This is a genomic window from Loktanella salsilacus (assembly GCF_900114485.1).
In the GTDB taxonomy this organism is placed as follows: Bacteria; Pseudomonadota; Alphaproteobacteria; order Rhodobacterales; family Rhodobacteraceae; genus Loktanella; species Loktanella salsilacus.
Genome location: NZ_FOTF01000003.1, coordinates 66,099 through 90,454, shown reverse-complemented (window position 1 = coordinate 90,454; position 24,356 = coordinate 66,099). Strand labels below are relative to the sequence as shown.

General features: G+C 56.6%; 24 protein-coding genes. 4 read left to right on the top strand and 20 right to left on the bottom strand.

Annotated elements, in window-relative coordinates; translation table 11 throughout:
* Nucleotides 1-7 precede the first annotated feature (7 nt).
* The 5 genes from BM131_RS03245 to katG form a co-directional block, all read right to left on the bottom strand.
* A complete protein-coding gene (locus BM131_RS03245; protein ID WP_090185595.1) occupies nucleotides 8-1,162 on the bottom strand; it encodes a carbohydrate ABC transporter permease in 1,155 nt (384 codons plus the stop codon).
* Between the two features lie 11 nt (nucleotides 1,163-1,173).
* Complete coding sequence (locus BM131_RS03240; protein ID WP_090185592.1) at nucleotides 1,174-2,151, bottom strand: carbohydrate ABC transporter permease; 978 nt, start codon at nucleotides 2,149-2,151, stop codon at nucleotides 1,174-1,176.
* Nucleotides 2,152-2,241: 90 nt separating this feature from the next.
* Complete coding sequence (locus tag BM131_RS03235; protein ID WP_090185588.1) at nucleotides 2,242-3,603, bottom strand: ABC transporter substrate-binding protein; 1,362 nt, start codon at nucleotides 3,601-3,603, stop codon at nucleotides 2,242-2,244.
* Nucleotides 3,604-3,658: 55 nt separating this feature from the next.
* Nucleotides 3,659-4,705 carry a LacI family DNA-binding transcriptional regulator gene (locus BM131_RS03230; RefSeq protein WP_090185586.1) on the bottom strand — a complete coding sequence of 349 codons (1,047 nt, stop codon included), beginning with the start codon at nucleotides 4,703-4,705 and terminating at the stop codon, nucleotides 3,659-3,661.
* 117 nt (nucleotides 4,706-4,822) lie between these two features.
* Nucleotides 4,823-7,030, bottom strand: coding sequence for a catalase/peroxidase HPI (gene katG, locus BM131_RS03225; RefSeq protein ID WP_090185547.1), 2,208 nt, complete (start codon nucleotides 7,028-7,030; stop codon nucleotides 4,823-4,825).
* A 114-nt stretch (nucleotides 7,031-7,144) separates the two neighbouring features.
* On the opposite strand from katG, the gene BM131_RS03220 reads away from it, so the two are divergent.
* Nucleotides 7,145-8,065, top strand: a complete 921-nt coding sequence (locus tag BM131_RS03220; RefSeq protein ID WP_090185545.1) for a hydrogen peroxide-inducible genes activator — start codon at nucleotides 7,145-7,147, stop codon at nucleotides 8,063-8,065.
* Here BM131_RS03220 and BM131_RS03215 read toward each other — a convergent pair.
* From BM131_RS03215 to BM131_RS03160, 14 genes are all read right to left on the bottom strand, one after another.
* On the bottom strand, nucleotides 8,062-8,367 hold the full coding sequence (locus BM131_RS03215; protein WP_139222580.1) for a hypothetical protein: 306 nt from the start codon (nucleotides 8,365-8,367) through the stop codon (nucleotides 8,062-8,064). The two genes, BM131_RS03220 and BM131_RS03215, sit on opposite strands and share 4 nt — an antisense overlap.
* Before the next feature lie 20 nt (nucleotides 8,368-8,387).
* On the bottom strand, nucleotides 8,388-8,774 hold the full coding sequence (locus BM131_RS03210; protein WP_090185541.1) for a response regulator: 387 nt from the start codon (nucleotides 8,772-8,774) through the stop codon (nucleotides 8,388-8,390).
* Nucleotides 8,775-8,805: 31 nt separating this feature from the next.
* Nucleotides 8,806-9,666: a CheR family methyltransferase gene (locus tag BM131_RS03205; RefSeq protein ID WP_090185538.1), complete on the bottom strand. Its 861-nt coding sequence runs from the start codon at nucleotides 9,664-9,666 to the stop codon at nucleotides 8,806-8,808.
* Nucleotides 9,663-10,133 (bottom strand): chemotaxis protein CheW, encoded by a 471-nt coding sequence (locus BM131_RS03200; RefSeq protein ID WP_090185535.1) that lies wholly within the window; start codon nucleotides 10,131-10,133, stop codon nucleotides 9,663-9,665. Before BM131_RS03200 ends, BM131_RS03205 begins: the two co-directional genes overlap by 4 nt.
* A 3-nt stretch (nucleotides 10,134-10,136) precedes the next feature.
* On the bottom strand, nucleotides 10,137-10,967 hold the full coding sequence (locus tag BM131_RS20485; protein WP_245754122.1) for a chemotaxis protein CheA: 831 nt from the start codon (nucleotides 10,965-10,967) through the stop codon (nucleotides 10,137-10,139).
* A gap of 32 nt (nucleotides 10,968-10,999) precedes the next feature.
* On the bottom strand, nucleotides 11,000-12,298 hold the full coding sequence (locus BM131_RS20480) for an Hpt domain-containing protein (protein WP_245754121.1): 1,299 nt from the start codon (nucleotides 12,296-12,298) through the stop codon (nucleotides 11,000-11,002).
* 7 nt (nucleotides 12,299-12,305) lie between these two features.
* A complete protein-coding gene (locus BM131_RS03190; protein ID WP_090185533.1) occupies nucleotides 12,306-12,674 on the bottom strand; it encodes a response regulator in 369 nt (122 codons plus the stop codon).
* Nucleotides 12,671-12,946, bottom strand: coding sequence for an STAS domain-containing protein (locus tag BM131_RS19915; RefSeq protein ID WP_139222579.1), 276 nt, complete (start codon nucleotides 12,944-12,946; stop codon nucleotides 12,671-12,673). The genes BM131_RS03190 and BM131_RS19915 overlap by 4 nt, the downstream gene beginning before the upstream one ends.
* Nucleotides 12,947-12,957: 11 nt before the next feature.
* Nucleotides 12,958-13,500 carry a hypothetical protein gene (locus tag BM131_RS03185; protein WP_090185531.1) on the bottom strand — a complete coding sequence of 181 codons (543 nt, stop codon included), beginning with the start codon at nucleotides 13,498-13,500 and terminating at the stop codon, nucleotides 12,958-12,960.
* Nucleotides 13,501-13,556: 56 nt separating this feature from the next.
* Entirely contained in the window at nucleotides 13,557-16,118 is a 2,562-nt protein-coding gene (locus tag BM131_RS03180) for a methyl-accepting chemotaxis protein (RefSeq protein ID WP_090185529.1), read from the bottom strand.
* Nucleotides 16,119-16,162: 44 nt separating this feature from the next.
* On the bottom strand, nucleotides 16,163-16,726 hold the full coding sequence (locus tag BM131_RS03175; RefSeq protein ID WP_090185526.1) for a PDC sensor domain-containing protein: 564 nt from the start codon (nucleotides 16,724-16,726) through the stop codon (nucleotides 16,163-16,165).
* 433 nt (nucleotides 16,727-17,159) lie between these two features.
* The gene (locus tag BM131_RS03170) at nucleotides 17,160-18,656 is read right to left on the bottom strand and encodes a TRAP transporter large permease (RefSeq protein WP_090185523.1); all 1,497 of its coding nucleotides are present in this window, start codon (nucleotides 18,654-18,656) and stop codon (nucleotides 17,160-17,162) included.
* Nucleotides 18,653-19,237, bottom strand: coding sequence for a TRAP transporter small permease (locus tag BM131_RS03165; protein WP_090185520.1), 585 nt, complete (start codon nucleotides 19,235-19,237; stop codon nucleotides 18,653-18,655). Before BM131_RS03165 ends, BM131_RS03170 begins: the two co-directional genes overlap by 4 nt.
* Before the next feature lie 63 nt (nucleotides 19,238-19,300).
* The gene (locus BM131_RS03160) at nucleotides 19,301-20,341 is read right to left on the bottom strand and encodes a TRAP transporter substrate-binding protein (RefSeq protein ID WP_090185518.1); all 1,041 of its coding nucleotides are present in this window, start codon (nucleotides 20,339-20,341) and stop codon (nucleotides 19,301-19,303) included.
* A 249-nt stretch (nucleotides 20,342-20,590) separates the two neighbouring features.
* On the opposite strand from BM131_RS03160, the gene BM131_RS03155 reads away from it, so the two are divergent.
* The 3 genes from BM131_RS03155 to BM131_RS03145 are packed head-to-tail and all read left to right on the top strand — an operon-like array spanning nucleotide 20,591 to nucleotide 23,124.
* On the top strand, nucleotides 20,591-21,997 hold the full coding sequence (locus BM131_RS03155) for a cytochrome ubiquinol oxidase subunit I (RefSeq protein WP_090185514.1): 1,407 nt from the start codon (nucleotides 20,591-20,593) through the stop codon (nucleotides 21,995-21,997).
* A 12-nt stretch (nucleotides 21,998-22,009) separates the two neighbouring features.
* Nucleotides 22,010-23,014 carry a cytochrome d ubiquinol oxidase subunit II gene (gene cydB, locus BM131_RS03150; protein WP_090185511.1) on the top strand — a complete coding sequence of 335 codons (1,005 nt, stop codon included), beginning with the start codon at nucleotides 22,010-22,012 and terminating at the stop codon, nucleotides 23,012-23,014.
* Nucleotides 23,014-23,124: a DUF2474 family protein gene (locus BM131_RS03145; protein ID WP_090185509.1), complete on the top strand. Its 111-nt coding sequence runs from the start codon at nucleotides 23,014-23,016 to the stop codon at nucleotides 23,122-23,124. The genes cydB and BM131_RS03145 overlap by 1 nt, the downstream gene beginning before the upstream one ends.
* Here the strand turns inward: BM131_RS03145 and BM131_RS03140 are convergent.
* Entirely contained in the window at nucleotides 23,121-24,308 is a 1,188-nt protein-coding gene (locus BM131_RS03140) for an acetyl-CoA C-acyltransferase (protein WP_090185506.1), read from the bottom strand. The genes BM131_RS03145 and BM131_RS03140 overlap by 4 nt on opposite strands.
* Nucleotides 24,309-24,356: the final 48 nt, after the last annotated feature.

Genomic DNA, 24,356 nt, shown 5'->3' with positions numbered 1-24,356 from the left:
GGACTCCTTATTTCACGGACCCGGCCAGCAGGCCGCGGACGAGGTAGCGTTGCAGAGAGAAGAAGACGAGGAGCGGCACGGCAATCGACACGAAAGCGGCAGAGGCAAGGATGCCCCAATCGCCGCCGCGCGAGCCAAGCAGGTCGTCGGCGATTTTGACGGTCATGACCTTGGTCGCCTCGCCGCTGGGCAAGAAGACCTTGGCGACCAGTAGGTCGTTCCACGTCCACAAGAACTGGAAAATCGCGAAGGCGGCGAGCGCGGGAAAGGACAGGGGCAGGACGATCTTCATGAAGATCTGGAAATCGGTACCGCCGTCGACACGGGCGGATTCGATGATATCGCGCGGCAGACCGATCATGTAGTTGCGCAAAAGATATACGGCGAGCGGCTGGCCAAAGGCAGAGTGAGCGAGCCAGATGCCGAGGAAGCTTTGCCCGATGCCAACCTGATTGTGCAGTTGCAACATTGGCACCAGCGCCAGTTGCAGCGGAACGACCAGCAGGCCGATGATCGCGGCGATGATCCAAGAGCGGCCCGCGAAATCCATCCACGCGAGGGCGTAAGCCGCGAAGGCCGCCATCAGGATCGGGATGATCGTGGCAGGGATCGTCACGGTCAGCGTGTTGATAAACGCCTGCCCCATGCCGCCCGCCGTGATGACGGTTTCGTAGTTGGACAGGGTGAACTTGGGCGGTGTCTTGGCTTGGATATAGTAGCGCGGGCCGCGGCTTCCGGGGTCCTCTGGCAGGGCATAGCGATAGGTGCCGTCGGCGTTGATCAGCAGCGCCTCTCCATCCCCGAGATCGGCGGTGGTGCCAGCGGTGTATTCGCCGGGGTTGTTGCCGCGGGTGCCAAAGGCGCTGATTGTGGCGGGACCGTCCGGGAAGGACGGGGCGACCTCTGGATCGTCAAAGACGTTGCCAGTCAGGATAAAAAGGGCGCCGTCCTGCGTGACTGTTTCGGTATCCCCCCTGCCCCGGAACGTCTGTTCGGTGGAAAAAGGCGCGCGCCACCAACCCGTGGCCGAAATCGCGTCGCGGTCGCGGAAGGATGACACCAGCAGGCCGATGGTCGGGATCAGCCACAGCACCACAAGGATGGCGACGGTCAGGTTGGCTGCGACCGCAAGGCCGGTTTTCTTGCCGACGATATTGTCCATATCAGCCTCCCTCAGCGCATTTCTTTGCGCGCTTGGATGATGTTCTGGATCATCACCGGCGTCACAATCAGCATGATGACGATAGCCACGGCCGTGGCGCGTCCGTCGTCGCGGAACATGAACTGCATCATGTAGCTGGGCAAAATCTGCGTGTTAAAGTTGCCGCCCGTCATGGCGTAAACGATATCGAAAACTTTCAGCACAAGAATGGTCGTTGTCGTCCAAACGACGACAATGGTGCCCGTAACCTGCGGCACTTGAATTTTCATGAAGATCTGGAACGGGTTGGCGCCGTCGATGACGGCTGCCTCGATCGTTTCTTCGGGGATACCGCGCAGGGCGGCGGACAGGATGACCATGGCAAAGCCAGTTTGCACCCAGATCAGGATCGCCATCAGGAAGAAGTTATTCCAGAACGCAAGTTGCAACACATCCAATGGGTTCAGGCCCATAGAGGCGCGGATCGCGTTGATGATGCCAAGGTTCGGGTCGATGGCGTAGACGAATTTCCAGATCAGCGATGCACCGACGAAGGAAATCGCCATGGGCATAAAGATGATCGACTTGGCGATATTGCCCCAAGACAGCTTGTCCGTCAGCTGGGCGATCACCAGACCAAGGAATGTCGACACGGCAGGCACGAACAGCGCCCAAAGCACATTGTTCATGAACGCAGTGCGGAAATCAGGGGATGCAATGAGAGAGGAATAGTTACCGAAGCCGATGAACTGGTCGCCAGACCGATTATAGAGCGAGCGGATGAAGGATCCGATCACCGGATAGACCAGATAGAGCGAGAGCGCGATGATGGTAGGGGCCAGAAATAACCACGGCCGGATCAGATTGGCGCGGTTGATATTGCGCGATGCGTTCGGCCCCTTCGCCGGGAACAGCACCTTGTCCAGCAACATGTTCGACAGCACGAAGTAAGCGAAGATGCCCCCGACGCCGATAAGGATCGTCAAAAGCCCCTGAAAGACCGGATTCACGCGTGCCCCTCCTCAAGATCGCTGAAAAAGTGACGGGCAAGGCCCGCAGATGATATGCGCCGGACCCGCAGGCCCGGCGCACTCAGTATTTTACTGGATTGCATCCCAGCGGGTCTGGACTTCGTCAGCGACCTGCTGTGCGGGCTTGCCAGTGGTGTAGTCCACCATGCCGGTCCAGAAGGCGTTTGTGCCAATCTCGCCGGGCATCAGGTCCGATCCGTCAAAGCGGAAGGACGTCGCCGTTGTCAGGATTTCGCCCAAGGCGCGCTGAACGTCAGAGGTATAGATGTCGAGGTTTGCGTCCTTGTGCGGCGACAAGAACTGGCCCTGCGCCATCATGATCTCGTGCGCGATTGGGCTGCCGAGGAATTCCATGAAGCCCTTGGTCACGTCACGATCGTTGGTGACAGAGGCCAAACCGCCGGAGCCAAGAACGGGACGGCCCAGTGATTCTTCGGATGCGAAGGGTGGGAAGTAGAAGAATTCGACGTCCGTGCCAGCTTCGACACCTTCAGGGAAGAAGATCGGGATAAACGACGCCTGCTTGTGCATGTAGCACTTTGGCGGGAAGTCGAACATGCCATCGGGGCTATCGCGGAAGTCAGTGCTGGCCGCAGCGGAGGGGCCGCCATCGACGAAACCTTCGGTCAGGGCGTATTTGCCGTACTGTTCGATCGCGTTCACGACGATGGGGTCGTTGAACTTCAAATCGTTGCTGACCCAGCGGTCGTAGTCTTCGAGCGAAGCGGTGCGGAGCATCATGTCCTCGACCCAGTCAGTCGCGGGCCAGCCCGTTGCAGCGCCCGACCCCAGACCGATGCACCACGGGGTGCCGCCGTCTGCGACAATCTGCTCGGACAGGGCGAACAGGTCTTCTTGGGTTTCGGGAATCTCGTAGCCGGCCTCTTCGAACTGTTCTGGCACATACCAAACCAGCGATTTGACGTCTGTGCCAAAGAACAGGCCAAAGACGTGGTCGGCGCCGTCAGAACCGGGGAAAGTCGCGAGCTGTTTCCAGCTGTCACCAGCGGCGTAGTTCGTCGTCATGAAATCGGTCATCGCGTCATCGACCGCGACCAATGCGCCCTTGGACGCAAGGTCCTTGGCCAAACCGGGCTGCGGGAACAGGGCGACGTCAGGCAGACCGCCCGCTTGGGAAGCGATCACGATGTCCTGCTCGAAGGATTCGGAGCCGGAGTATTCGACCTCGGCACCGGTCGCATCCGTGAAATACGCATAAAGAGTGCGGTAACGCTCTGCGTCATCGCCGGTCGTCGCCCCGGTGACCATCAGCTTTTCGCCTGTGTAGTCGTGGCTTGCGGCAAAGGATTCCAAGGCAGCCCAGCTAAAATCGCCTTCGCCCTTGGGGAACATCAGGTCCTGCGCGGACGCGGAGCTTGCTGATACGGCCAGCAGCGCAACAACGCTGACGCCGGAAAGTGTGCGGATCATTGGTGGTCTCCTCCCAGAGTAAGTCTTGGTTCGGAATCTTCCGAAACGTTTCGGATTAAGGGCCGACAGGCATGGACCTGTCAACTAAAATTGATTGTGTCGCGCTGCCTTTATCAAAGGTTAGGTCAAGAATTCGGTTGTGCATAGGCGTTTTCGACGCAGCAATGATCTGCTTTAAGTCCGCAGATAGGCTGATCCACGCTGCACTAAGATGCGCTGACGTCCCGCCCAACGGCGGCTCGAAACCGGCGGCCGGAAACAGTTCTAAGCCGTCGTCATGCGCAAGAACCGACAAATCGCCCGGAATGCTGACGCCGGCATCAGCGGCCGCGTGATAGACCCCGCGCGCAATCATCGTGTTGCCCGCAATGATGGCCGTGGGCGGGTTATCAAGTTGCAGTAAATCGCGCGCGGCGCTGCGGCCTTGCGGCTCTATCATAGTGATGGATCGCATCAGCGCAGGGTCAACCGACAGGCCATGCGCCGCGAAAGCGGCGTCAACGCCGCGTTGGCGCTGGATTGCAAAGAACTCGCTTAATGGCCCGTTGAGGAAGGCAATACGGCGATGGCCCAGCGACAAAAGATGGTCAGCCATGGTGCGGCCAACGTCGAAGTTGTCGATATCGACGAAGGGATGGGGCTGCTCTGGATCGCGGCCGTGAACGATGAAGGGGGCGCCGAGGTCAGTAAGGCATTTGATGCGCGGGTCAGCGGGGGACGGGCCGATGATGACGAAACCGTCGATGCCACCACTGCGGTAAAGCTCTGTATGCAATTTCACCACGTCAGCACCGGGCTGGCCGACATGCAGGACGAACTGCAACCCAAGCGCCGAGATTTCGGCCGATAGGCCCATGACAATTTCGAACAGGTGCGCGTTGGAATCGGGATCGCGCGAGCCCGCGACAATCATCGCCACGATGCCCGACCGCCCGGTTTTCAAGCTGCGAGCGATGGCATTGGGACGATAGCCCAGCCGGGTTGCGGCAAGCTGCACCCGTTCCCGCGTCGCTGCGTTCACATCCGTATGCCCGCCCAGCGCGCGGCTGACCTGCGTAATCGATAGACCGACGTCGCGGCTGATGTCTTTGAGTGTAACCATAAACCGCAGCTTGGCGGATAACTGCGGGGTGTTGCAAGTGGGGCAGGTCCCTGCCCGCGCCTATTCCGAAACGTTTGGGATCGCCGCGGCCCCAATCCAAGGCCGCGGCGTAGTGGTTTATTTTACGTCGAAACGGTCGAGGTCCATTACCTTGGCCCATGCCGCGACGAAGGCATCTACAAAGCGGTGCTCTGCCGCGTCGCCAGCGTAGGTTTCAGCAAGGCCGCGCAACTGGCTGTTTGAGCCAAAGATCAGGTCCGTCTGGGTCGCAGTCCAGCGCAGTTCCTTCGTCTTGCGATCACGGCCTTCGAACATGCGATCGTCTTCGTCGACGGCGCGCCATTCGGTCGCCATCGACAGCAGGTTGTCGAAGAAGTCGTTCGTCAACACACCCGGACGGTCGGTGAACACACCATGGCTAGAGCCATCGGTATTGGTCCCGAGCACCCGCATGCCGCCGATCAGTGCGGTCATTTCGGCCGCCGTCAGGGTCAGCAACTGCGCCTTGTCGATCAACAATTCGGCTGGCGACACGGTGTAGTCGGCCTGCTGGTAGTTGCGGAAACCGTCAGAGGCAGGCTGCAGCATGTCGACGGATTCGACGTCCGTCTGCTCTTGGGTCGCATCGGTGCGGCCCGGCGTGAAGGGCACGGTCACATTGTGGCCCGCATCCTTTGCCGCCTTTTCAACCGCAGCCACACCGCCCAGCACGATGACATCGGCCAAGCTAACCCGCTTGCCGCCAGTTTGGCTGTCGTTGAACGTGCGCACAACATCGCGCAGGATGCGCAGGGTGTCGTCCAACTGGGCGGGGTTGTTTGCCTCCCAATCCTTCATCGGGGACAGCTGGATGCGCGCGCCATTGGCACCGCCCCGTTTGTCGCTGCCACGGAAGGTGCTGGCGCTTGCCCAAGCGGTGCTGACCAACTGGCCGACCGGCAGACCGGTTTTCAGGATCGCGGCCTTCAGCGTGTCCACGTCTGCGGCGTCGATCAGATCGTAGTCGCGTGCCGGGATCGGGTCCTGCCAAAGCAGCTCTTCTTGAGGCACCCAAGGGCCAAGGTAGCGATCAACCGGGCCCATATCGCGGTGGGTCAGCTTGAACCACGCCCGCGCAAAAGCGTCTGCGAATTGGTCTGGATTTTCGTGGAAACGCTTGCTGATCTCAAGGTAGATCGGATCCTCTTTCAGGGCCAAATCTGATGTGAACATGACCGGTGCGTGGCGCTTGTTCGGATCATGGGCGTCAGGGACCAGATCGTCCGCATCGCGGTCCGTCGGACGCCACTGGTGCGCGCCGGCGGGGCTTTTGGTCAGCTCCCACTCGAAACCGAACAGCATGTCGAAATAGGCGTTATCCCAGGTCGTCGGCTTGGGGGTCCATGCGCCCTCCAACCCGCTGGTGATGGCGTGAACGCCAACGCCGGATTCAAAGGTGCTGGTCCAACCAAAGCCTTGCTCTGCGATGGTTGCGCCCTCGGGCTCTACGCCGACATGAGCCGCGTCGCCCGCGCCGTGTGCCTTACCGAAGGTGTGGCCACCCGCGATCAGCGCGACGGTTTCTTCGTCGTTCATCGCCATGCGGCCAAAGGTGTCGCGAATGTCGCGGGCAGAGGCGAGCGGATCAGGGTTGCCGTTCGGCCCCTCTGGGTTGACGTAGATCAGGCCCATCTGAACAGCGGCCAGCGGGTTTTCCAGCAGACGGTCGCCGGAATAGCGTTTGTCGTCCAGCCAAGTATCTTCGGCACCCCAATAGATGTCCTCTTCGGGTTCCCAGTTGTCGGCGCGGCCACCGGCAAAACCAAAGGCGGGCAGGCCCATGTCTTCGATTGCGGTCGTGCCGGCGAGGATCATCAGGTCGCCCCAGCTGATCGCGTTGCCGTATTTTTGCTTGATCGGCCAAAGCAGGCGGCGCGCCTTATCAAGGTTGCCGTTGTCGGGCCAGCTGTTCAGCGGCGCAAAGCGCTGCGTGCCAGAGGACGAACCGCCGCGGCCGTCGGCTGTGCGATAGGTGCCCGCGGCGTGCCACGCCATGCGCACAAAGAAGGGACCGTAATGACCATAGTCGGCGGGCCACCAGTCCTGGCTATCGGTCATCAGGGCAAGCAAATCAGCCTTGAGCGCGTCCAGATCAAGCGTCGCAAAAGCGGCGGCGTAATCGAAATCGGGACCAAGCGGGTTGGAGCCGGGCAGGTTCTGGCTGAGGATTTTAAGGTTCAGCTGGTTGGGCCACCAGTCACGGTTTGACCGCGCGCTATTTGCAGCATTGGGGCGCGTGTGGCCCATCGGGCAGCCGCCGCCGGTTCCTGTGGTATTTCCGTCCATGTTCTGACTCCTTGCGATATTCTAGTGGTCTAATTTGCCTTTGTGACGCCTGTTTAACGGGCCAAAGCGATTAGAGGAACTTGTATCTACTGATTGTTACGATAAGTTCAGCTTATGAAAAATATAACGCTTAAACACCTGCGCTATGCCTGCGCTGTTGCAGATCAGGGCCACTTTGGACGCGCGGCGGACATGCAATCCGTCAGCCAGCCCGCGTTGTCCATGCAGGTCAAAGACTTGGAAGAACGCCTGGGACAGCCCTTGTTTGAACGTGGCCCCCGCATGGTGCGCCCAACTGTATTTGGAGAGGACTTTTTACAACGGGCGCGCGCAATTTTACAGTCGGTCGATGATCTTGGCGATCTGGCCCAAATTTCCAAAGGTGGCATGATCAGGCGGCTGCGGCTTGGCATTATTCCGACGGTGGCCCCTTATCTTTTACCCCGCCTGATCGCTGATCTAACCGAACTTTATCCTGGGCTGGACTTGCAGGTACGCGAAAGCGTGACACCGAGGCTGCTTGCCGAGCTCGCGGAAGGTCAACTGGATGCCGCCATTGTCGCCCTTCCCGTGTCGGAACCTACGTTAACTGAGGTTCCCTTAATGACCGAGGATTTTGTCCTTATCCGTCCTCAGGCCGATGACAGCAAACCCGTGCCGGACGCGGGCCAACTGCGACAGATGCGGCTGTTACTTCTGGAGGAAGGTCATTGCTTTCGCGATCAGGCCCTTGCATTTTGTGACACGCGCAGTGCCCGCCCACGTGAATGGCTTGACGGCTCTGCCCTGACGACCCTCGTGCAGATGGTCGGCGCAGGGATAGGCGTGACGCTGATTCCCGACATGGCTGTTGTGATCGAAGCAAACAGCGCGCCGGTCAGTGTCGCTCGGTTTGCACGGCCCGTCCCTTCGCGGACGATCGGGATGATCTGGCGGCGCAGCACACCGATGGCAGCGCAGCTTCTGCAAATTAGCGATCAGGTCCGCACGACCGCATTAACCCTACACGGTGCAATGCCGGTGGATGCGGCTTAGAAAACGCAAACGTCGCCCCCGGCATCTTCAGGCAGATCGACAGCGGCCCCAGCTAGTCGGTCAGCCACCCCGCGCAGTGCCATCCCCCCAGTCGCCGTGCCCGGGCTTACCGCAAGGGTCGTCAGCATTGGCGCAAGCGCCTGCGTGAAACGCCCCAAATCGGCAAGCGTCTGCGCCAGCAAATCGAGGTTCTGGACATTGCGCAAGTCGTGTTCCCGGCGCGTTTGACCATGATCCATCGTCTCTTCAATCTGTACTGCTAAATCAGAGGCGCGTGCTAACTCCACCGAAAGACGCAACATGATATCGCTCGCCAATACCGTCACAGGGGGCCAACCACAGCTTCAATGCATTTACGCATCTGCTGCGTATTAAAGGGCTTTGCGATAAAGTTATTCATGCCCAACTTGCGCCCCGTCGCAACAATGTTGTCATCCAGGCGACCACTGACGAGGATAAATCCAATGCGCTGCGTACTGCGATTGGTCCGCAATCCATGCAAAAGCTGCAGGCCATCAAGCCCCGGCATGTTATAATCGGAAATCACAAGATGAACTGGTCGGGCTGCAAGCGCGGTCAAGGCGGACTGCCCATCGCTTTTAAAATCTACATTTTTGATGCCGATCTCGTCGAGAGCCATGGTGATCAGACCCCGGCTGGTCGACATATCGTCTACGACCATGATGGAAAGTGTTGATTTGAGGGACATCGGTCCTCCGTTATTATTGGGGCATCAGGTGTTAGGTCCGGCGAAAAGTCGTGCGATCGACTAACGTCATCTTCTCGGCGAGTTTTGGCGGCAACCTCTCAGAATGGCCGATGAACAATACGCCTTGTGGAGCCAGTTGATCGACGAGGCCCGTGAAAATATGTTCTTGCACAGCGTCATCCATGTAGATCGCAACGTTTCGACATAGGATTGCCTGAAATGGACCTCTGGTCGGCCAAGGCTCAATAAAGTTCAGATACCGCACGGACACCAACGCGCGCACAGCATCTGGCATTGTGACCATGGCATCAGCTGGATCGGCGTCTCGCAACATCAACGCTCGCACGTCTTCCGGTACGGACTCGAGTTTTTCACGCGGATAGCTTGCTTCTTTGGCCGTATTCAAAGCATCGGCGCTTATGTCTGTCGCAAGAATCCGCACATCGGCGAGCGCCACTTCTGGCCAGTGATGCAGCAAAGTTGCGGCAAGACTATAGACCTCTTCTCCACTCGAACAGCCTGCAGACCAAAGCCGAATCCGCGTGCCCTGCCCGGCCATTTTTTTCAATTTCGGAAGTGTATCCCTCACAAAAAAGTCAAAGTGATATCCTTCGCGGTAAAAGTGCGTCGTATTCGTTGTCAGGGATGAAATCATAATCGCCCGATCATCTTGGTGGGCTGATTGTTCAATCCAACGAACATATTCGGCAAAAGTCGAAAGCTTGAGACGACGCAACTGCTTGATCAACCGCGAGACAACGAGGGAGCTGTTATCAGCGGGTAAATTGATGCCTGTTTCGCGCCGCAAAATATCGGCGATTGCGCGAAAACTTGCATCGTCGCATGTCAGTGCGCTTTCGGCAGCCGAATAAACCTGCGACATTGATGTCATGATGCGGCCTGTTCTACCAGAGGTGGCAGCACTGCGCTGATATCAATCAGCCGGAGCATTCGGTCTTCCAAAGCGATCACGCCACGAATAAACATCCGGGTCGTCTGCGCAGTCACATCGGGGGTCGGCTGTATCGCACTTGGTGCCACCCCAATAATATCTGATACGGCATCGACCAAGAAACCGACCGTTTGATCTGCCACTACGGCAATAACGATGACATGCCGATCCCCTAACATTGTTTTTGGCAAACCGAGTCTGCGCGCCAAGTCCACAATTGGGACAATTGCCCCTCGCAAATTAATCACACCCAGAACGTAATCTGGTGCATGTGGTAAAACAGTTGCCGGCGTCCAACTTCGAATTTCGCGCACATAAATAATATCGATACAGAAATCCTGCTCTCCAACGCGAAATGTCACAAGCTCGCGTTCGTCATCAGGCAATGTTTTCACATTTGCTTGCATTGCTTAACAGTCCTTCAATTGAGAGTGGTCGGGCACGGGCTGGTCAGCGTCCGTGCGCTGTACAGCTTCTTCAGGATCAATAATCAAAGCGACTTTTCCGTCGCCTAGAATGGTGGCTGCCGCCACACCGGGGACATGCCCATAATTGCCTTCAAGCCCCTTAATCACGACCTGTCGTTGATCATGGATACGGTCCACGGCTAACGCCCACATCTGCTGATGATCACTTTCGACAAGTAGATACACTAAGTCACTGTAGGTCTTGGTCGCCTCACGAAATTTGAAAACGTGCCCGAGATCGACAACAGGAATAAATCGCCCCCTTACGGCTACGACCGTCATACCATCAGCGAGCCTATGAAGATCGCCTGCCTCTGGCCGTATCGTTTCGACGATCGTGGCGATAGGAACGACCATGGTCTGCCCTGCGACATCGACAACCATACCGTCTAGCACCGCGAGCGTTAGCGGTAAGCTAATCGACATGACTGTGCCCGCTCCTGGCTCTGACGTAATGTTAATCCGGCCGCCAAGCTTTTGGATTGAGCTTCGGACGACATCCATTCCGACACCGCGTCCCGAGAGGTCAGTCACCTCGGCCGCAGTCGAAAAACCGGGCAAGAAAAGAAGTTTGTCAATTTCGCTATCCGGCAAGACAGCGTCTGCAGGAACAAGACCTTTGTCCTTAGCAATTTTCAAAACACGGGCGCGGTTAATACCAGCACCATTATCAGAAACATCAATAAGTACCCGACCTGACCGATGAGCTGCTCGCAAAGTTACAGTGCCTGGATCGGTCTTGCCGGCAGCGGTGCGACCCTCTTCAGTTTCCAAGCCATGATCGACCGCGTTGCGAATAATATGAGTTAGTGGGTCGACGAGTCTTTCATGACAGTCTTATCAACCTCGGTCGCTTCACCATCAGTTTCAAAGCGTACATTTTTACCAGCTAGGTCTGCCGCTTCTCTGGCGATGCGTGCCATACGCTGAAATAGCGGCTTCACGGATTGCGCTCGTATTGACATCACGCCCTCCTGAATTTCACGTGCCAATGACATGAATTCGTCAAGGCTAGAAGACAATGCTGCGGTCATCGGAATATCTGCGGCAGTTATACACTGAGTGAGCACTGCTTGGTTAATAACCAATTCTCCTACGACATTAATGAGGCGATCAACATGGTCTAAGTCTACGCGCACCGTCGCTTTTGCAGCAATCGGCGCAGCCTTAGCAACATGTTCAGCGTTAGAGCTCTGCGTATTTGAATAAGAAGCAACCTCTGCCGCAAGAGGCACACTAGGCCCCTCTGTAACTGTCGAAACATTTTCGGCGGATATGGCCGTGGCAGTGCATCCACCAATGTGAATTGATGGTTCGCCATCCTGAACGATTTTTTGGATTTCTACGGTACATAGGTCGACGACAAAATCAAAAACCTCCCATAAGGCAGCCTCCGCTTCAGTTGTAAGTAAGGTTAAAACCCACTGCAACGAACAGTCATCATACCGAATATTATCTAAATATGGGACACGCGATAAATCAGATTCAACACTAAGATCACCAAGCTCACTTAATTCACGGAAGAGATGGACTGGATCATGACCGTTCATAAATAGCTTGGGTTGAGCCGCAAAGCTTATCTTAAATAGAGATTTGTTATCTGAGTCACACTCAAGCATAGGGCTAGGGTCAAAGTTAAGCGGCATCGGCGCGTATGTATTCAACCCCTCCTCAACCTCACCGCCATCAGCAGGAGGCACATCACCCCCTCCAGACAAGGAAATTAACTTAGCAATGGTCTGCGCACCAGCATCCTCCGCCAGCGTTCGACCTTCACGGCCTGCGGAAACTAATTCGGCAAGTTGGTCCGCGGCCCTCAAGCAAACCTCAAGAATATCGAAAGACAAGACAAGCCGCAGCGCGCGCAAATCATCAAGGGTTGTTTCAAACCGATGTGCAAACCGAACTAGTTGCTCCAAACCAAATGCCGCAGCGCCGCCCTTTATTGAATGAACGGACCGAAAAACTGCATTCACAGCCTCACTGTCAACGGGTTGCCCTTCATCCAAGCCATCCCTTAACAGCTCCAATCCGTCATCTAGAGATTCAAGCAATTCCTCGCATTCTTGAAAAAACGTCTGGCGAATATCTTCCAAAGTACTCATACAAACCTCAGATTGCAGCTATACGGCGGATCGCACTGATCAGCTTTGCGTCATCGAAAGGCTTCACGATCCACCCCGTCGCCCCGGCATTTCTAGCGCGATCTTTAAGATCTTGTGCGCTTTCTGTAGTTAATACTAAAATTGGTAGCGCACGAAGCCCTCCGCCTGAACGAATAGCTTCAATAACTTCGAATCCATTCATTCTTGGCATGTTAATATCTGTAATCACAACATCCGGATCTACCTTTTCCAGAATCTCGACACCCTCTTGACCATCGCTTGCTAAGTGAACGTCGAACCCGGCTGCGCATAATGCCATACGTAGCATTTCCCGAATAGTTCGAGAGTCATCAATCGCAAGTATTCTAAGAGTCATAAATGTGCATCCTTAATTTCAAATTTCTCGCTCAAGCCAAGCAAAGTAAGATCATTTGCGATCCCTTCAAAATCTCTTAATTTCAAATTTTGCCCATCATTACGCCAAGTCAGAATCGTTGATATTAAAATATGCCCGCAGAGAGCACCAATCTTACGCACACACGAAGCATCTAAAACCAATGGCTCGCCTCGATTGGCACTTATGTCAATTAAGAGCTTAGATGCAGCGGATGTATCTAGCTTTTCAGGAAGTTGAACTACACGTGTCATAGAAATATCCTTCAGAAGAATGTAATGTCGTCAGCTGCGACATGAATTGGCTCGACAATCGGTGGAGATTCGACATCCGTAAGAAACTTTTGTTGTGCGCTACCAGTTGTTGGGTTAAACCTGACTTTTCGTGCTTGCGTGCCAAGCAGGCTATGCGAGACAAGATCAAACTCCTCATCTTTCACAAACTGAAGAGCAAACTCAGCATTTTGACGCCCTATGCGAGCGAAATTATTTTGAATCATGGCCCCTCCAAATAGTTTAACCTTTAGCCGCCTTCGTAACGCCCCACGCTTCAACATATCATTGATCAGCAATTCCATTGCATGAGACCCATAGCGATGACCGTCCGCCCCGACATCAGCGCCGCGAGCCAACAAGAAATGATTCATTCCACCAATTCCAGCCACTGGATCCCACATACATGCAGAAACGCAGGATCCTAGAATTGTAGTCAACACAGTTGAAGGATCTTCTGAAACAACATGAGATCCTTGAATTACATGCCGGACTGTCTCTCCTGATAGTGACTCAGAGGCTTCAGAGTTGTTCATAATAATTCAAATTCATCTTCTGGATAGTGACAGAGAGCGGAGTGAGGAGATCGATTTTAAAAATCCTCCCAGCCGGCTGCAACGCCTACGTCAGCAGATTGAGATAATGCCGCGGCGGCTTTAGTCGGCACCGACGTTCTTGGCCTAGCCCGAAACGGAACTACTGGGTTATCACTTCTCACTCCGACCTCGCCGCCTGCCAATTTGAAGTAGGATGCGGTTTCTACGAGCGTTACGGCGTCCTTTCGCAAACTTTCACTAGCCGCTGTTGTCTCCTCGAGGCGAGCTGCGTTCTGTTGAGTAGATTGGTCCAGTTGATTGAGAGAGCTATTTATCTCGTTTAGATTTGAAGACTGCAAAAGCGAAGACTCAGCAATTGTCGATATAAGTCCTGAAATCCTTGATACTGATTCAACAATTTGCTGAAGGGCACCTCCCGTTCGACCGACCAAATCAACCCCTAATTTGACCTGACTACCGCTCTTGTCGATCAGACCATTAATTTCTCTTGCGGCATCAGATGAACGCTGAGCGAGAGCTCGGACTTCTGATGCGACGACCGCGAAACCGCGGCCGGCGTCCCCCGCCCTGGCCGCCTCTACTCCAGCATTCAGCGCAAGGAGGTTCGTTTGAAACGCAATATCGTCGATCACTTTGATGATTGACGTGATTCGTCCAGAACTATCGGCAATCTGGTCCATGGCAGATACGGTTTCCAGAACGACTTGACCGCTTTGCTCGGCATTCTTTTTAGCCTCGCGTACGGCACTGTCTGCATCCTTTGCACCTTGCGCCGTATCGCGGATCGAAAGCGTCAACTCGTTCAACGCTGCGGCTGTTTGTTCCAAGGTAGCCGCCGTTGTTTCCGTCCGGCGTGACAGGCTGTCAGTATTGCTAGAAATGTCACGGGCTTCGTTTGATATATTGTCCGCGTTTTCAACAACGCCTCTTATAGCCTCGGACAAGGTATTAACCGCACCGTTGTAATCAGTTCGTAGGTCTTCGTATTCAGTTGGAAATGCGGCACTAATCGAAGCTGTTAGGTCACCATCGCTTAGCTGGCGAAGGCCAATACGCAGTGCATCAACAACCATCGTTTGGTTTTTCTGAGCGGCCCTGCGCGATGCTCGCGCTTCTGAAATTTCATTTTCAGCTTCAGTTACATCCCGCACCAGAAGGATGTAGCGAACTGGTGCACCAGCACCATCGCGCACACAGCTCAAACTTCCATCTGCGATAATTTTTTTACCATCTACCGCGACGAGTGCCAATCGACCTGCAAACAAACCCTTCTCTGCGGCGAGCGACTTTATGGCTTCAGCAGACGGTTCATCGGCTTCGCCTTCAAGGATAAAAGTCGAGAGGTCGCGGTCGGCGATATCCTTTCTCGTCGCACCAAGAGCTTGGCACATATTTACGTTTGCCGAGATGATACGACCGTAGGTATCGAAATCCGCGCGTAGCTGCTGATTGTCGAGACCTTGCAAGATTGCATCGTTCAACCATTCGGCCGTAATGTCGGACCATTCCATAATGATCCCAATACCTTGGCCGTCTTTGTCTAGCACTTGAGAAAGACGCAGAGAAACACGCGAGTCGCCGAAGGCAATCATTACATTAATTGATTGATCACCCATTCCTTGCAGTCTTGAACGTATTTGAGTGCCATTGCTGTGGAAATCATCGAGGCTCATATTGGTGATCTTTTCGATCGTCACACCATCAGAAAGCTGCGGAATAAATTCTTTAAACTTCCCGAGAAGATCGATCATCGCCGGGTTGACATATCTAATTCTGTATTCGGCGCAGGTCATCATCATGGCAGAGGACGCTGCGGTGAATGCAACCCCTTTGTAGGCTGCATCCTTTTGATCTGCGGCGGCGACGAGCAGTTTTTGACGTAGATCGTCGGTAGACCGCGCAATCTCGCCGATTTCGTCGTTGCGGTCCCCTTGCTGCACCGCCGCCTGCAGTTCGCCCTGGCTAATCCGCTGGATCGTGTCGCGCTGAACATTGAGTGGACGGATAATCAAATACCGAGAACCGAGAATGACAAGGCCGATGACGATGGCAGCAACAACGACCGAGTAAAGCAGCGCCTGCTTTTCTGCGCCTACAAGTGTGGCAACTGCTGTGTCAGCACGCCAATCGAGACCCAAGAGACCAACAGCCCCATCAGCATCAGCGCCAGACTTACGGATCGGCACCAAAATGTAGTTACCCACAGTAACCGTGCCGTCCGCGCCTTGTTGAAGAATGGTCTGCATGGCACCAGCCAAGGCATCCAAGTCAGCCGCATGTGTTCCATTGACTGTAACTGTAGTCCCATCAAGCTTTACAACTACGGCACCAACGGCTGCGCCATTCGAGCTGTTCATAGTGGATTCGAGAAGTTGACTTGCTGCTGCCGCGTCATCGAAGCGCGTGGGGCCGTAAAGGACATTTCCCAACAGTTCCGCTTCGCCTACACCACTTTGCAGAACAAGCTGCCGCGTTAAATTGGTGCTACTTACACCAAATAGAACACTAAGCGTGGCGCTGGTCGCCAGGACCGAGAATATCGCAAGAATAGTCACCTTAACTGTGAGCGACGTATTATTGATGAAGCTGGATACCATGGTCGGTCCTTTTGCTTTCGGTGCAACTGGATGAGTGGGTTTAATTACAGCCGTTCAGCATCAAGGCTAAAAGTTGCGGCACCAACCAGCTGGCCGCTTGGATCTAAAATGGGAATAGAGACTTGCATCACATAAATGCCGGATGATTCATCCAATTCCACGTCTCCGGCGTGAATCGAACCGGCACCAACGGTATATGTTTTTAAGAACTTATCTTCGTCGCCCTGCCAGAAATCAGATGTGATCGCGCTAATCCCGGCGTTTAGACCGACATTATCCATCAAAATAATCTCGACGATTGCGCCATCAGAATCCGCCACGACCTGCCTTAGGTAATCAGAGACTGGGGCGCTGTTAATCTGCGCGATAAGGGGACTGTTGCTAAGGTTGAGCTGTTCGCGCCACTGGCTATCCAATGCCAGAATGTCGGCTTCTGTATAGGCGGCATGCGCTGAATTGTTGGCGGCAAGCGCATCTTGGACGAGTGTATTGGCCATGAAAGCCGCAGCCTGCTGGTCTGCGAAGGCCTTATAGTCATTTTCAGCTGCGGTGGCGGGCACCGCACTGATGGTCAATCCAAAAGCCAAGATCAGATTGTAAGGTTTCATGGGCGAACGCTCCGTTTAACTTATGGCGAGGTGCCATCCTTGACTGGACCATCCGGCAGATTCCTTAATTTGACCTGAACCTGTTTGAGAATTTTCGCGCGATCCACACGCGCAACCATGCAACGCGTTGGCACGCCACGCCTTAAGAAGAGAAAAAACTCATCTAAACTTCAAAAACATAAGCGGAACAGTCGTGAAACTGCGCTGGCGGTGCGACCGCGCCCTATACGGATTGAAAGATTGTTTGTCGCAGGCGTTTACGGGCCCCGGCACACTGAAAGGCAGGCTGCCGAGGTGCGTCTGCGCGCGCAGACGCAATAGCAAAGTAAGGCGCGGCATTTACTGCGAATCGTCCACGCAGTGCCGATCACCAGCGAGCCGTGATCCACGGCGGCCCAATTCGAACGAGGCGATCAGATCGCCTTTGGGCGACTTACCACGGGATCAGCGCGAGCGTGATGACCGGAAACAGCACGAGCAGGACAACGCGCACCAGATCGGAGGCAACGAAGAACAGCACGGCGCGGTAGGTTTCTGCCATAGGCGTGGTGCGGTCCATCGTATTGATAATGAACAGGTTCATACCTACCGGCGGCGTGATTAACCCCACCTCGACCACGATCAGGACGAGGATACCGAACCAGATTGCGACCTGTTCGGTATTGATACGCGACAGCGCACCTTCGGTCGCGCCGCGCAGGCCAATGTCGTTCATTTGCGCGCGCGTCAGCTCTATGCCTTGCGCCAGGGCGGCCTGCGCCTGCGCCAGCACATCGGGTGCGATCTGCGCGCCGCTTTGAACTAGATCTGACAGGCGTGCGCTTTGGAGATCAATAAGGCTGACAAAGCCGAAATCGAGGCCCTGCATGACCGGCCAAAAGATCGGGATGGTCAGCAGGATCATCGACAGGCTGTCCATCAGGCAGCCGAGCAAAAGGTAGAAAACAAGGATCAGTGCCAGAACCAAAAGTGGCGACAGCCCCTGATCCACGACCCAGAGCGCGATTTCCTGTGGCACCTGCGTCAACGCCAAGAAGCCGTTATAAAACGCAGCCCCCAGCACGATGAAAAAGATCATCGCGGTGGACCGCGCGGTCACCATAAAGCTTTCGCCCAAGCTGTCCCAAGACAGCCCGCCATTGGCCCAAGCGATCGCGCCTGTGCCCAGCGCGCCAACGGCAGCGCCTTCGGTTGGGGTAAACCAGCCTGCGTAGATGCCGCCGACCACAAGGGCAAAGACGATCAGCACGGGCCAGACATCCCAAACGCCGCGTAGCCGTGCGCGCCACGCGGCGCGCGGGCGCGTGCCTGCGTTGCCGGGGTAAAGGCGCACATAAAGCGAGATGACCAAGACATAGCCTAAGGCGGCGAGGATGCCGGGGATGAAGGCCGCGAGGAAGAGTTTGGCGATGTTCTGCTCTGTCAGGATGGCGTAGATCACCAGCACGATAGACGGCGGGATCAGGATGCCCAGCGTGCCACCGGCTGCCAGCGTGGCGGTTGCAAACCCGCCCGCATAGCCGGAGCGGCGCAGCTCTGGCAGGGCGACGCGGCTCATGGTGGCGGCGGTGGCCAGCGATGACCCGCAGATCGCGCCAAAGCCGGCGCAGGCACCAATCGCAGCCATCGCGACGCCGCCTTTACGGTGGCCCAGAAACCCTTCGGCAGCCTTAAATAGCGCCTGAGACATACCGCCCAACGTCGCAAAATGCCCCATCAGCAGAAACATCGGGATGATCGACAAAGAATAGCTGGAAAAGGTGGTGAAGGTTTCGGATTTCAGCCGCGCAAAGGGGATTGTTGTGTCCCCTGTTACAAGGATCAATCCGACCAGCCCGGCCAGAAACATCGCCAATCCGATCGGCACGCGCAAAAAGATGAGCAGCAGCAGGGCGGGAAAGGATGTGATCCCGATGGCAAGATCGCTCAATGGTTGGCCCCTAAATCAATCGGCAGGATGACCCTGCCCGACGCTACCTCGCGCAGCCGCATCGCGGCGACATAACACGCAATGACGGCCGCTACGATCGCCCCTGATAGCGACAGCGCATAGGCCCACCACACTGGCATTTCGAGCAGGAATGTCGTTTGCCCAGAGGATTTCTTGGACGCCAAGCCCAGCCAAAGTTGCCATGCGATCAACACCATAACGCCAGCAAAGACGATATCCGTCACCAGCCGTAACCCTTGGTTTACGCGGTCAGACAGGTAGTTGGTGAACACATCCACGGTCGCGTGGCCGCCGGTCAACTGGCACAGCGGCAAGAAGGCAAAGATGCTAAAGGCAATCCCGGATTCCACGAGTTCGAAGTCACCATTTACCGGGCCGATACCAAGATCCAGCAGCCAGCGTGACAGGCCCGGTGCCAAGGACACCAGCCAATCGGCGTGCAAGATGCCGTTGACCTCTCTGCCCAAGACAGAGGTGCAGACCATCACGATCAAGGCGGTCAGCATCGCGCCGCCGAGCCAAGCCATCAGCTTTGAAAGCTTCAAAAAGAAAGAATACATCAGGGCTCCGCCACAGTGCAGGATTGGCAAAGGGCGGGTGCCCCTATTTCGATGCCACGCAGATTACTGCGCGGCGGTGTATTCCGCCATCAAGGCGCGGGCGCGGTCGATCATCGCCTGACCGTCATAGCCTTTGCTGTCCATATCGGCCACCCAGCTGCCGTAGATTGGCGCGACCAAAGGCATCCAGTCGGTGTCAACGGTGGCTTGGTCGATGGTGATAAAGTTATTGCCCATATCTTCGGCGATCTGTTTGGAAGGCGCATCCGCACCCAAATTCGCCTCTGCCGCCCTGACAGAGAAGTCGAGGCCAGAATTGGCGTCAATGACCGCCTTCAGGTCGTCAGGCAAGCCGTCATAGGCCCCTTGGTTCATCGCCATGATAAAGGTCAGCGTATACAGCCCGTTCCCTTCGAAATCGGTGTGATTACCGACCAATTCGGCGACCTTTAGGGACGACGTCACCTCCCACGGAAGGGTCGCGCCGTCGATGACGCCTTTGGACAGGGACTCGGACACCGCAGGGACTGGCATGCCGACAGGCGTCGCACCAACGGCCGTAAGCATATCGTTCACCATACGAGAGCCGCCCCGGATTTTCATGCCTTGCAGATCGCTGGGCGCGTTTACCGGATCGGTCGTGTGGAACAGGCCCGGCCCATGGACCCATGTGCCTAGCATGTGCAGCCCGTCGAACTGGTCCTGCATGTCCGCCTCGTACATCTTCCAATAGGCGTAAGACGCAGCCATCGGATCGGCGACAAAGAACGGCAGTTCGAACACTTCGGTGCTCGGGAAACGGCCGGGGGTATAGCCAACGACTGTCCAAACGATATCGGCAACGCCGTCGATGGCCTGATCCACCAATTCAGGCGGTGTGCCGCCCAGCTGCATCGACGGGAAGCGGTCGATCTTAATGCGCCCGCCTGAGTCCGCCTCGACCTTGTCAGCCCAGACATCAAGGATCAGCGACGGCACAGCGGACTGGGCTGGCAAGAACTGATGCAGCTTCAACGTCACATCCTGCGCAAAGGCGCTGGTTGCGCCCATTGCCAACATTATTGCCGCGCCTGCGGCCCCCAGAAGCATTCTGCGATTGGTCATCGTCAATATCCTTTGTCCCGGCATAGCGCGGCGTTTCAATGTGAGGCGACGTTTGGCAGACCGACACGGGCACCCCAATTTGGAACAGACCTTGCCAGACATACGCTGTGTTTTACACTATAGCAGTGATTGAGTGCACAACAAAATAAGCGGCAAATGCTGTGCCGTTGTGTCCTATCGCGCCCACGCGATAGCCGTGAAAAGACCACAGCAACCCACACCCGTGTGGTCAAACCAAGGACAAGGCCCATGCTCAGTAGCTTCGACGCAGAGATCCTGGCACGTTTCCAATTCGCGTTCACCATCTCTTTCCACATCATTTTCCCCGCATTTTCGATCGGATTGGCCAGCTTTCTGGCCGTTCTGAACGCGGCGTGGCTTTACACCGGCGACAACGCATATCGCATCGTGTTCGATTACTGGAAAAAGATCTTTGCCGTGGCCTTTGGCATGGGCGTCGTGTCGGGCATCGTTATGTCGTACCAATTCGGGACCAACTGGTCCGAATACGCTGACAAGACCGGCCCAGTGCTTGGCCCGTTGATGGCCTACGAAGTGCTAAGCGCGTTTTTCCTAGAAGCTGGCTTTTTGGGCATCATGCTGTTCGGGCGTGAAAAAGTGGGCAACGGATTGCACATGTTCGCCACCGCCATGGTTGCTGGCGGCACCCTGATGTCAGCCACTTGGATTTTGTCGGTCAACAGCTGGATGCAAACGCCTGCGGGCTATTCCATGAACGACGTCGGACAGTTCGTGCCAGAGGACTGGTGGGCGATCATCTTTAACCCGTCGTTCCCTTACCGCCTTGTTCACATGGTTTTGGCGGCCTATTTGACGACCGCCTTTGTGGTCGCCGGGGTTGCGGGTTGGCACCTCCTGAAGGACCGCGAAAACAAAGCGACGCGCAAGATGTTCTCGATGGCGATGTGGATGGCGCTGATCGTGACGCCGCTGCAGATTGGCGCGGGCGACGCGCATGGTATCAACACGCTGGAACACCAGCCGACCAAGATAATGGCGATGGAAGGCCACTTTGACAGCCACCCTGACGGCGCGCCGCTGATCCTATTCGGCATCCCCAACCAAGAAGAAAAGCGGGTCGATTACGCGATTGAGATCCCCAAGCTGTCGTCCCTGATCCTTAAGCATGACCTAAACGCACCCCTGAATGGTCTAGATACCGTCCCGGACGAGGACGAGCCGCCAGTCGCGATTGTTTTCTTTAGCTTCCGCGTGATGGTTGGCATCGGCTTTGCCATGCTGGGGATCGGCCTGTGGGGCGGCATTCAGCGCTGGCGCGGGCGGCTTTATGACACCAAGTGGCTGCACCGCGCCGCTGTCGTCATGGGGCCCATGGGCTTTGTCGCCGTGCTGGCCGGGTGGATCACAACAGAGGTCGGCCGCCAGCCGTTTACCGTCTACGGCCTGCTGCGCACGTCCGAAAGCCTTGGCCCGGTCGCGGCACCGGCTGTCGCTGCATCGCTGATCGCCTTCATCATCGTCTACTTCTTCGTCTTCGGCGCGGGCACATTCTATATTCTGCGCATGATGGGTAAGGATCCGGCGTCACCGCGCCTTGGCCTGCGGGACGGTCCGATCCGCACGGCGGGGATCACACCCGTTCAGCAAACCCACGACGCCCACCCGGCCGAATAAGGAGCGATCACAATGGAATTCGATCTTGCATTCATCTGGGCCGGCATCATCGCCTTTGCGGTGCTGACCTATGTCGTCCTTGACGGCTTTGACCTTGGGGTGGGCATCCTGTTTCCCTTTGCCCACACAAAAAAAGACCGCGACACGATGATGAACTCTGTCGCGCCGATCTGGGACGGGAACGAGACATGGCTCGTGCTGGGCGGCGGCGGGCTTTTTGCCGTCTTTCCCCTTGCCTATGCGGTGGTGATGTCGGCGCTTTATATGCCGATCATATTGATGCTGCTGGCGCTGGTGTTCAGGGGCGTGGCCTTTGAATACCGCTGGCGAACAGAGCGTTGGAAGAAAGTCTGGGACATCGCTTTCTTTGGCGGCTCGACCGTGGCGGCGCTGTGTCAGGGCATTGCCCTTGGCGCGCTTGTGCAGGGCATCGCGGTGACGGACCGCCACTATTCCGGTGGCTGGTGGGACTGGCTGACGCCATTTTCCATGCTGACGGGCATCGCCGTGGTGATCGGCTATGCGTTGCTGGGCGCGACGTGGATCATGATGAAAACGGATGGCGCAGTGCATCACCGTATGCGCGATCTGGCCAAGCCGCTGGCGATTGCGACGCTGGTCTTTATCGCGCTGGTCAGCGTCTGGACGCCCTTCCAGAATCCGATCTATTTTGAGCGTTGGTTCACCATGCCCGGCATGTTGATCACCCTACCTGTGCCCCTTTTCATGGCCTTTGCCGTTTATAAGCTGTTCCACGGGATCGCGAACGGGCGGGATGTCGCGCCGTTTCTTGCGTCGATGGCGCTTTTTGTGATCAGCTTTATCGGGATCGGCATCAGCTTTTACCCGATGATGGTACCACCCAGCTTGACGATTTGGGACGTGGCCGCCCCGGATTCTAGTCTGAAATTCGCGCTGGTCGGCACGGTCGTCTTGGTTCCGCTGATCCTAGGCTACACCGCATACGCCTATTGGGTGTTCCGCGGCAAACTGGACCCGGAAGCCGGGTACCACTAATGGCAACCGGTCCTGTCTGGCAGCGGATCGCGTGGTTCGTGGCGATCTGGGTGGCAAGCGTTGCCGCCCTGACCGTCGTCGCCTACGCGATCCGGCTCGCGATCCTTTAAGCCTCCAGCGCGAGGGCGAGCGCTTCGCCACCGCCGATGCAGATACTGGCGATCCCGCGCTTTGCCCCGCGCGCCCGCATCGCACCAAGCAAGGTCACAACGATCCGCGCACCAGATGCGCCGATCGGGTGGCCCAGCGCACAGGCCCCGCCGTGCACGTTGACGCGGTCATGGCTGATACCGCAGTCGGCCATCGCGGCCATGGGGACGACGGCAAAGGCCTCGTTGATCTCGAACAGGTCGACCTCTTTCAGGTCCCAGCCAATCTTTTCAGCCAGCTTTTGCTTGGCGAAAATCGGGGCGGTGGTGAACCAGCCCGGCTCTCCTGCATAGGACGCGTGCCCCGCGATCCGTGCGAGCGGCGTGGCCCCTGCCGCGCGCATCGCATCACCTGACATCAGCACCAACGCTGCGGCACCGTCATTGATCGACGACGCAGAGGCGGCCGTGATCGTGCCGTCCTTGGCAAAAGCCGCGCGCAAACCAGGGATCTTGCCGGTGTCGATGCGGTCCGGCCCTTCGTCGCGGCTGACCTGCACATCGCCCTTGCGGCCCGCCATAACGGGGGCGATTTCCCAGTCGAACAGCCCCGCGTCCGCCGCCTGTTTCGCCCGTGTGACGCTGGCGATGGCAAAGGCGTCCTGCGCCGCGCGGTCAAAGCCGTATTTTGCGGCGCAGTCCTCTCCGAAAGTGCCCATGGACCGGCGCGCGCCGCTATCCGTGCGGGCATAGGCGTCCTCTAGCCCGTCGATCATCATGTGATCCAGCATCACGTCATGACCGATCCGCGCGCCGCCCCGTGCCTTGGGCAGCAGGTAGGGGGCATTTGTCATGCTTTCCATGCCGCCAGCGACGACCGTCGCGACATTGCCCGCAAGGATGGCGTCCATGCCCTGCGTGATGGCCTTCATCCCCGACCCGCAGACCTTGCTGACTGTGGTGCAAGGCGTCGCCACCCCGATGCCCGCGCCCAGCGATGCCTGCCGCGCTGGCGCTTGGCCAAGCCCTGCAGGCAGGACGTTGCCCATCAGCACCTCTTCTACGCTAGCCGGATCAACGCCAGCTCGCGCAAGCGCTGCGCGGATCGCGACGCTGCCCAATTGCGGCGCTGTGACATTGGAAAATGCGCCCTGAAATGCGCCCAGCGGCGTGCGTGCAGCCCCTGTGATATAGATGTCGGTCATTGTGGCCTCCTCCGCCCAATTATTGACCGCAGCTTTGCGTGATGAACA

Bases quoted from the DNA above. Each gene is read 5' to 3' on its own strand.
- BM131_RS03245 (WP_090185595.1), bottom strand. From the start codon at position 1,162: ATGGACAATATCGTCGGCAAGAAAACCGGCCTTGCGGTCGCAGCCAAC.
- BM131_RS03235 (WP_090185588.1), bottom strand. From the start codon at position 3,603: ATGATCCGCACACTTTCCGGCGTCAGCGTTGTTGCGCTGCTGGCCGTA.
- BM131_RS03230 (WP_090185586.1), bottom strand. From the start codon at position 4,705: ATGGTTACACTCAAAGACATCAGCCGCGACGTCGGTCTATCGATTACG.
- katG (WP_090185547.1), bottom strand. From the start codon at position 7,030: ATGGACGGAAATACCACAGGAACCGGCGGCGGCTGCCCGATGGGCCAC.
- BM131_RS03220 (WP_090185545.1), top strand. From the start codon at position 7,145: ATGAAAAATATAACGCTTAAACACCTGCGCTATGCCTGCGCTGTTGCA.
- BM131_RS03215 (WP_139222580.1), bottom strand. From the start codon at position 8,367: ATGTTGCGTCTTTCGGTGGAGTTAGCACGCGCCTCTGATTTAGCAGTA.
- BM131_RS03210 (WP_090185541.1), bottom strand. From the start codon at position 8,774: ATGTCCCTCAAATCAACACTTTCCATCATGGTCGTAGACGATATGTCG.
- BM131_RS03205 (WP_090185538.1), bottom strand. From the start codon at position 9,666: ATGACATCAATGTCGCAGGTTTATTCGGCTGCCGAAAGCGCACTGACA.
- BM131_RS03200 (WP_090185535.1), bottom strand. From the start codon at position 10,133: ATGCAAGCAAATGTGAAAACATTGCCTGATGACGAACGCGAGCTTGTG.
- BM131_RS20480 (WP_245754121.1), bottom strand. From the start codon at position 12,298: ATGAGTACTTTGGAAGATATTCGCCAGACGTTTTTTCAAGAATGCGAG.
- BM131_RS03190 (WP_090185533.1), bottom strand. From the start codon at position 12,674: ATGACTCTTAGAATACTTGCGATTGATGACTCTCGAACTATTCGGGAA.
- BM131_RS19915 (WP_139222579.1), bottom strand. From the start codon at position 12,946: ATGACACGTGTAGTTCAACTTCCTGAAAAGCTAGATACATCCGCTGCA.
- BM131_RS03185 (WP_090185531.1), bottom strand. From the start codon at position 13,500: ATGAACAACTCTGAAGCCTCTGAGTCACTATCAGGAGAGACAGTCCGG.
- BM131_RS03180 (WP_090185529.1), bottom strand. From the start codon at position 16,118: ATGGTATCCAGCTTCATCAATAATACGTCGCTCACAGTTAAGGTGACT.
- BM131_RS03175 (WP_090185526.1), bottom strand. From the start codon at position 16,726: ATGAAACCTTACAATCTGATCTTGGCTTTTGGATTGACCATCAGTGCG.
- BM131_RS03165 (WP_090185520.1), bottom strand. From the start codon at position 19,237: ATGTATTCTTTCTTTTTGAAGCTTTCAAAGCTGATGGCTTGGCTCGGC.
- BM131_RS03160 (WP_090185518.1), bottom strand. From the start codon at position 20,341: ATGACCAATCGCAGAATGCTTCTGGGGGCCGCAGGCGCGGCAATAATG.
- BM131_RS03155 (WP_090185514.1), top strand. From the start codon at position 20,591: ATGCTCAGTAGCTTCGACGCAGAGATCCTGGCACGTTTCCAATTCGCG.
- cydB (WP_090185511.1), top strand. From the start codon at position 22,010: ATGGAATTCGATCTTGCATTCATCTGGGCCGGCATCATCGCCTTTGCG.
- BM131_RS03145 (WP_090185509.1), top strand. From the start codon at position 23,014: ATGGCAACCGGTCCTGTCTGGCAGCGGATCGCGTGGTTCGTGGCGATC.
- BM131_RS03140 (WP_090185506.1), bottom strand. From the start codon at position 24,308: ATGACCGACATCTATATCACAGGGGCTGCACGCACGCCGCTGGGCGCA.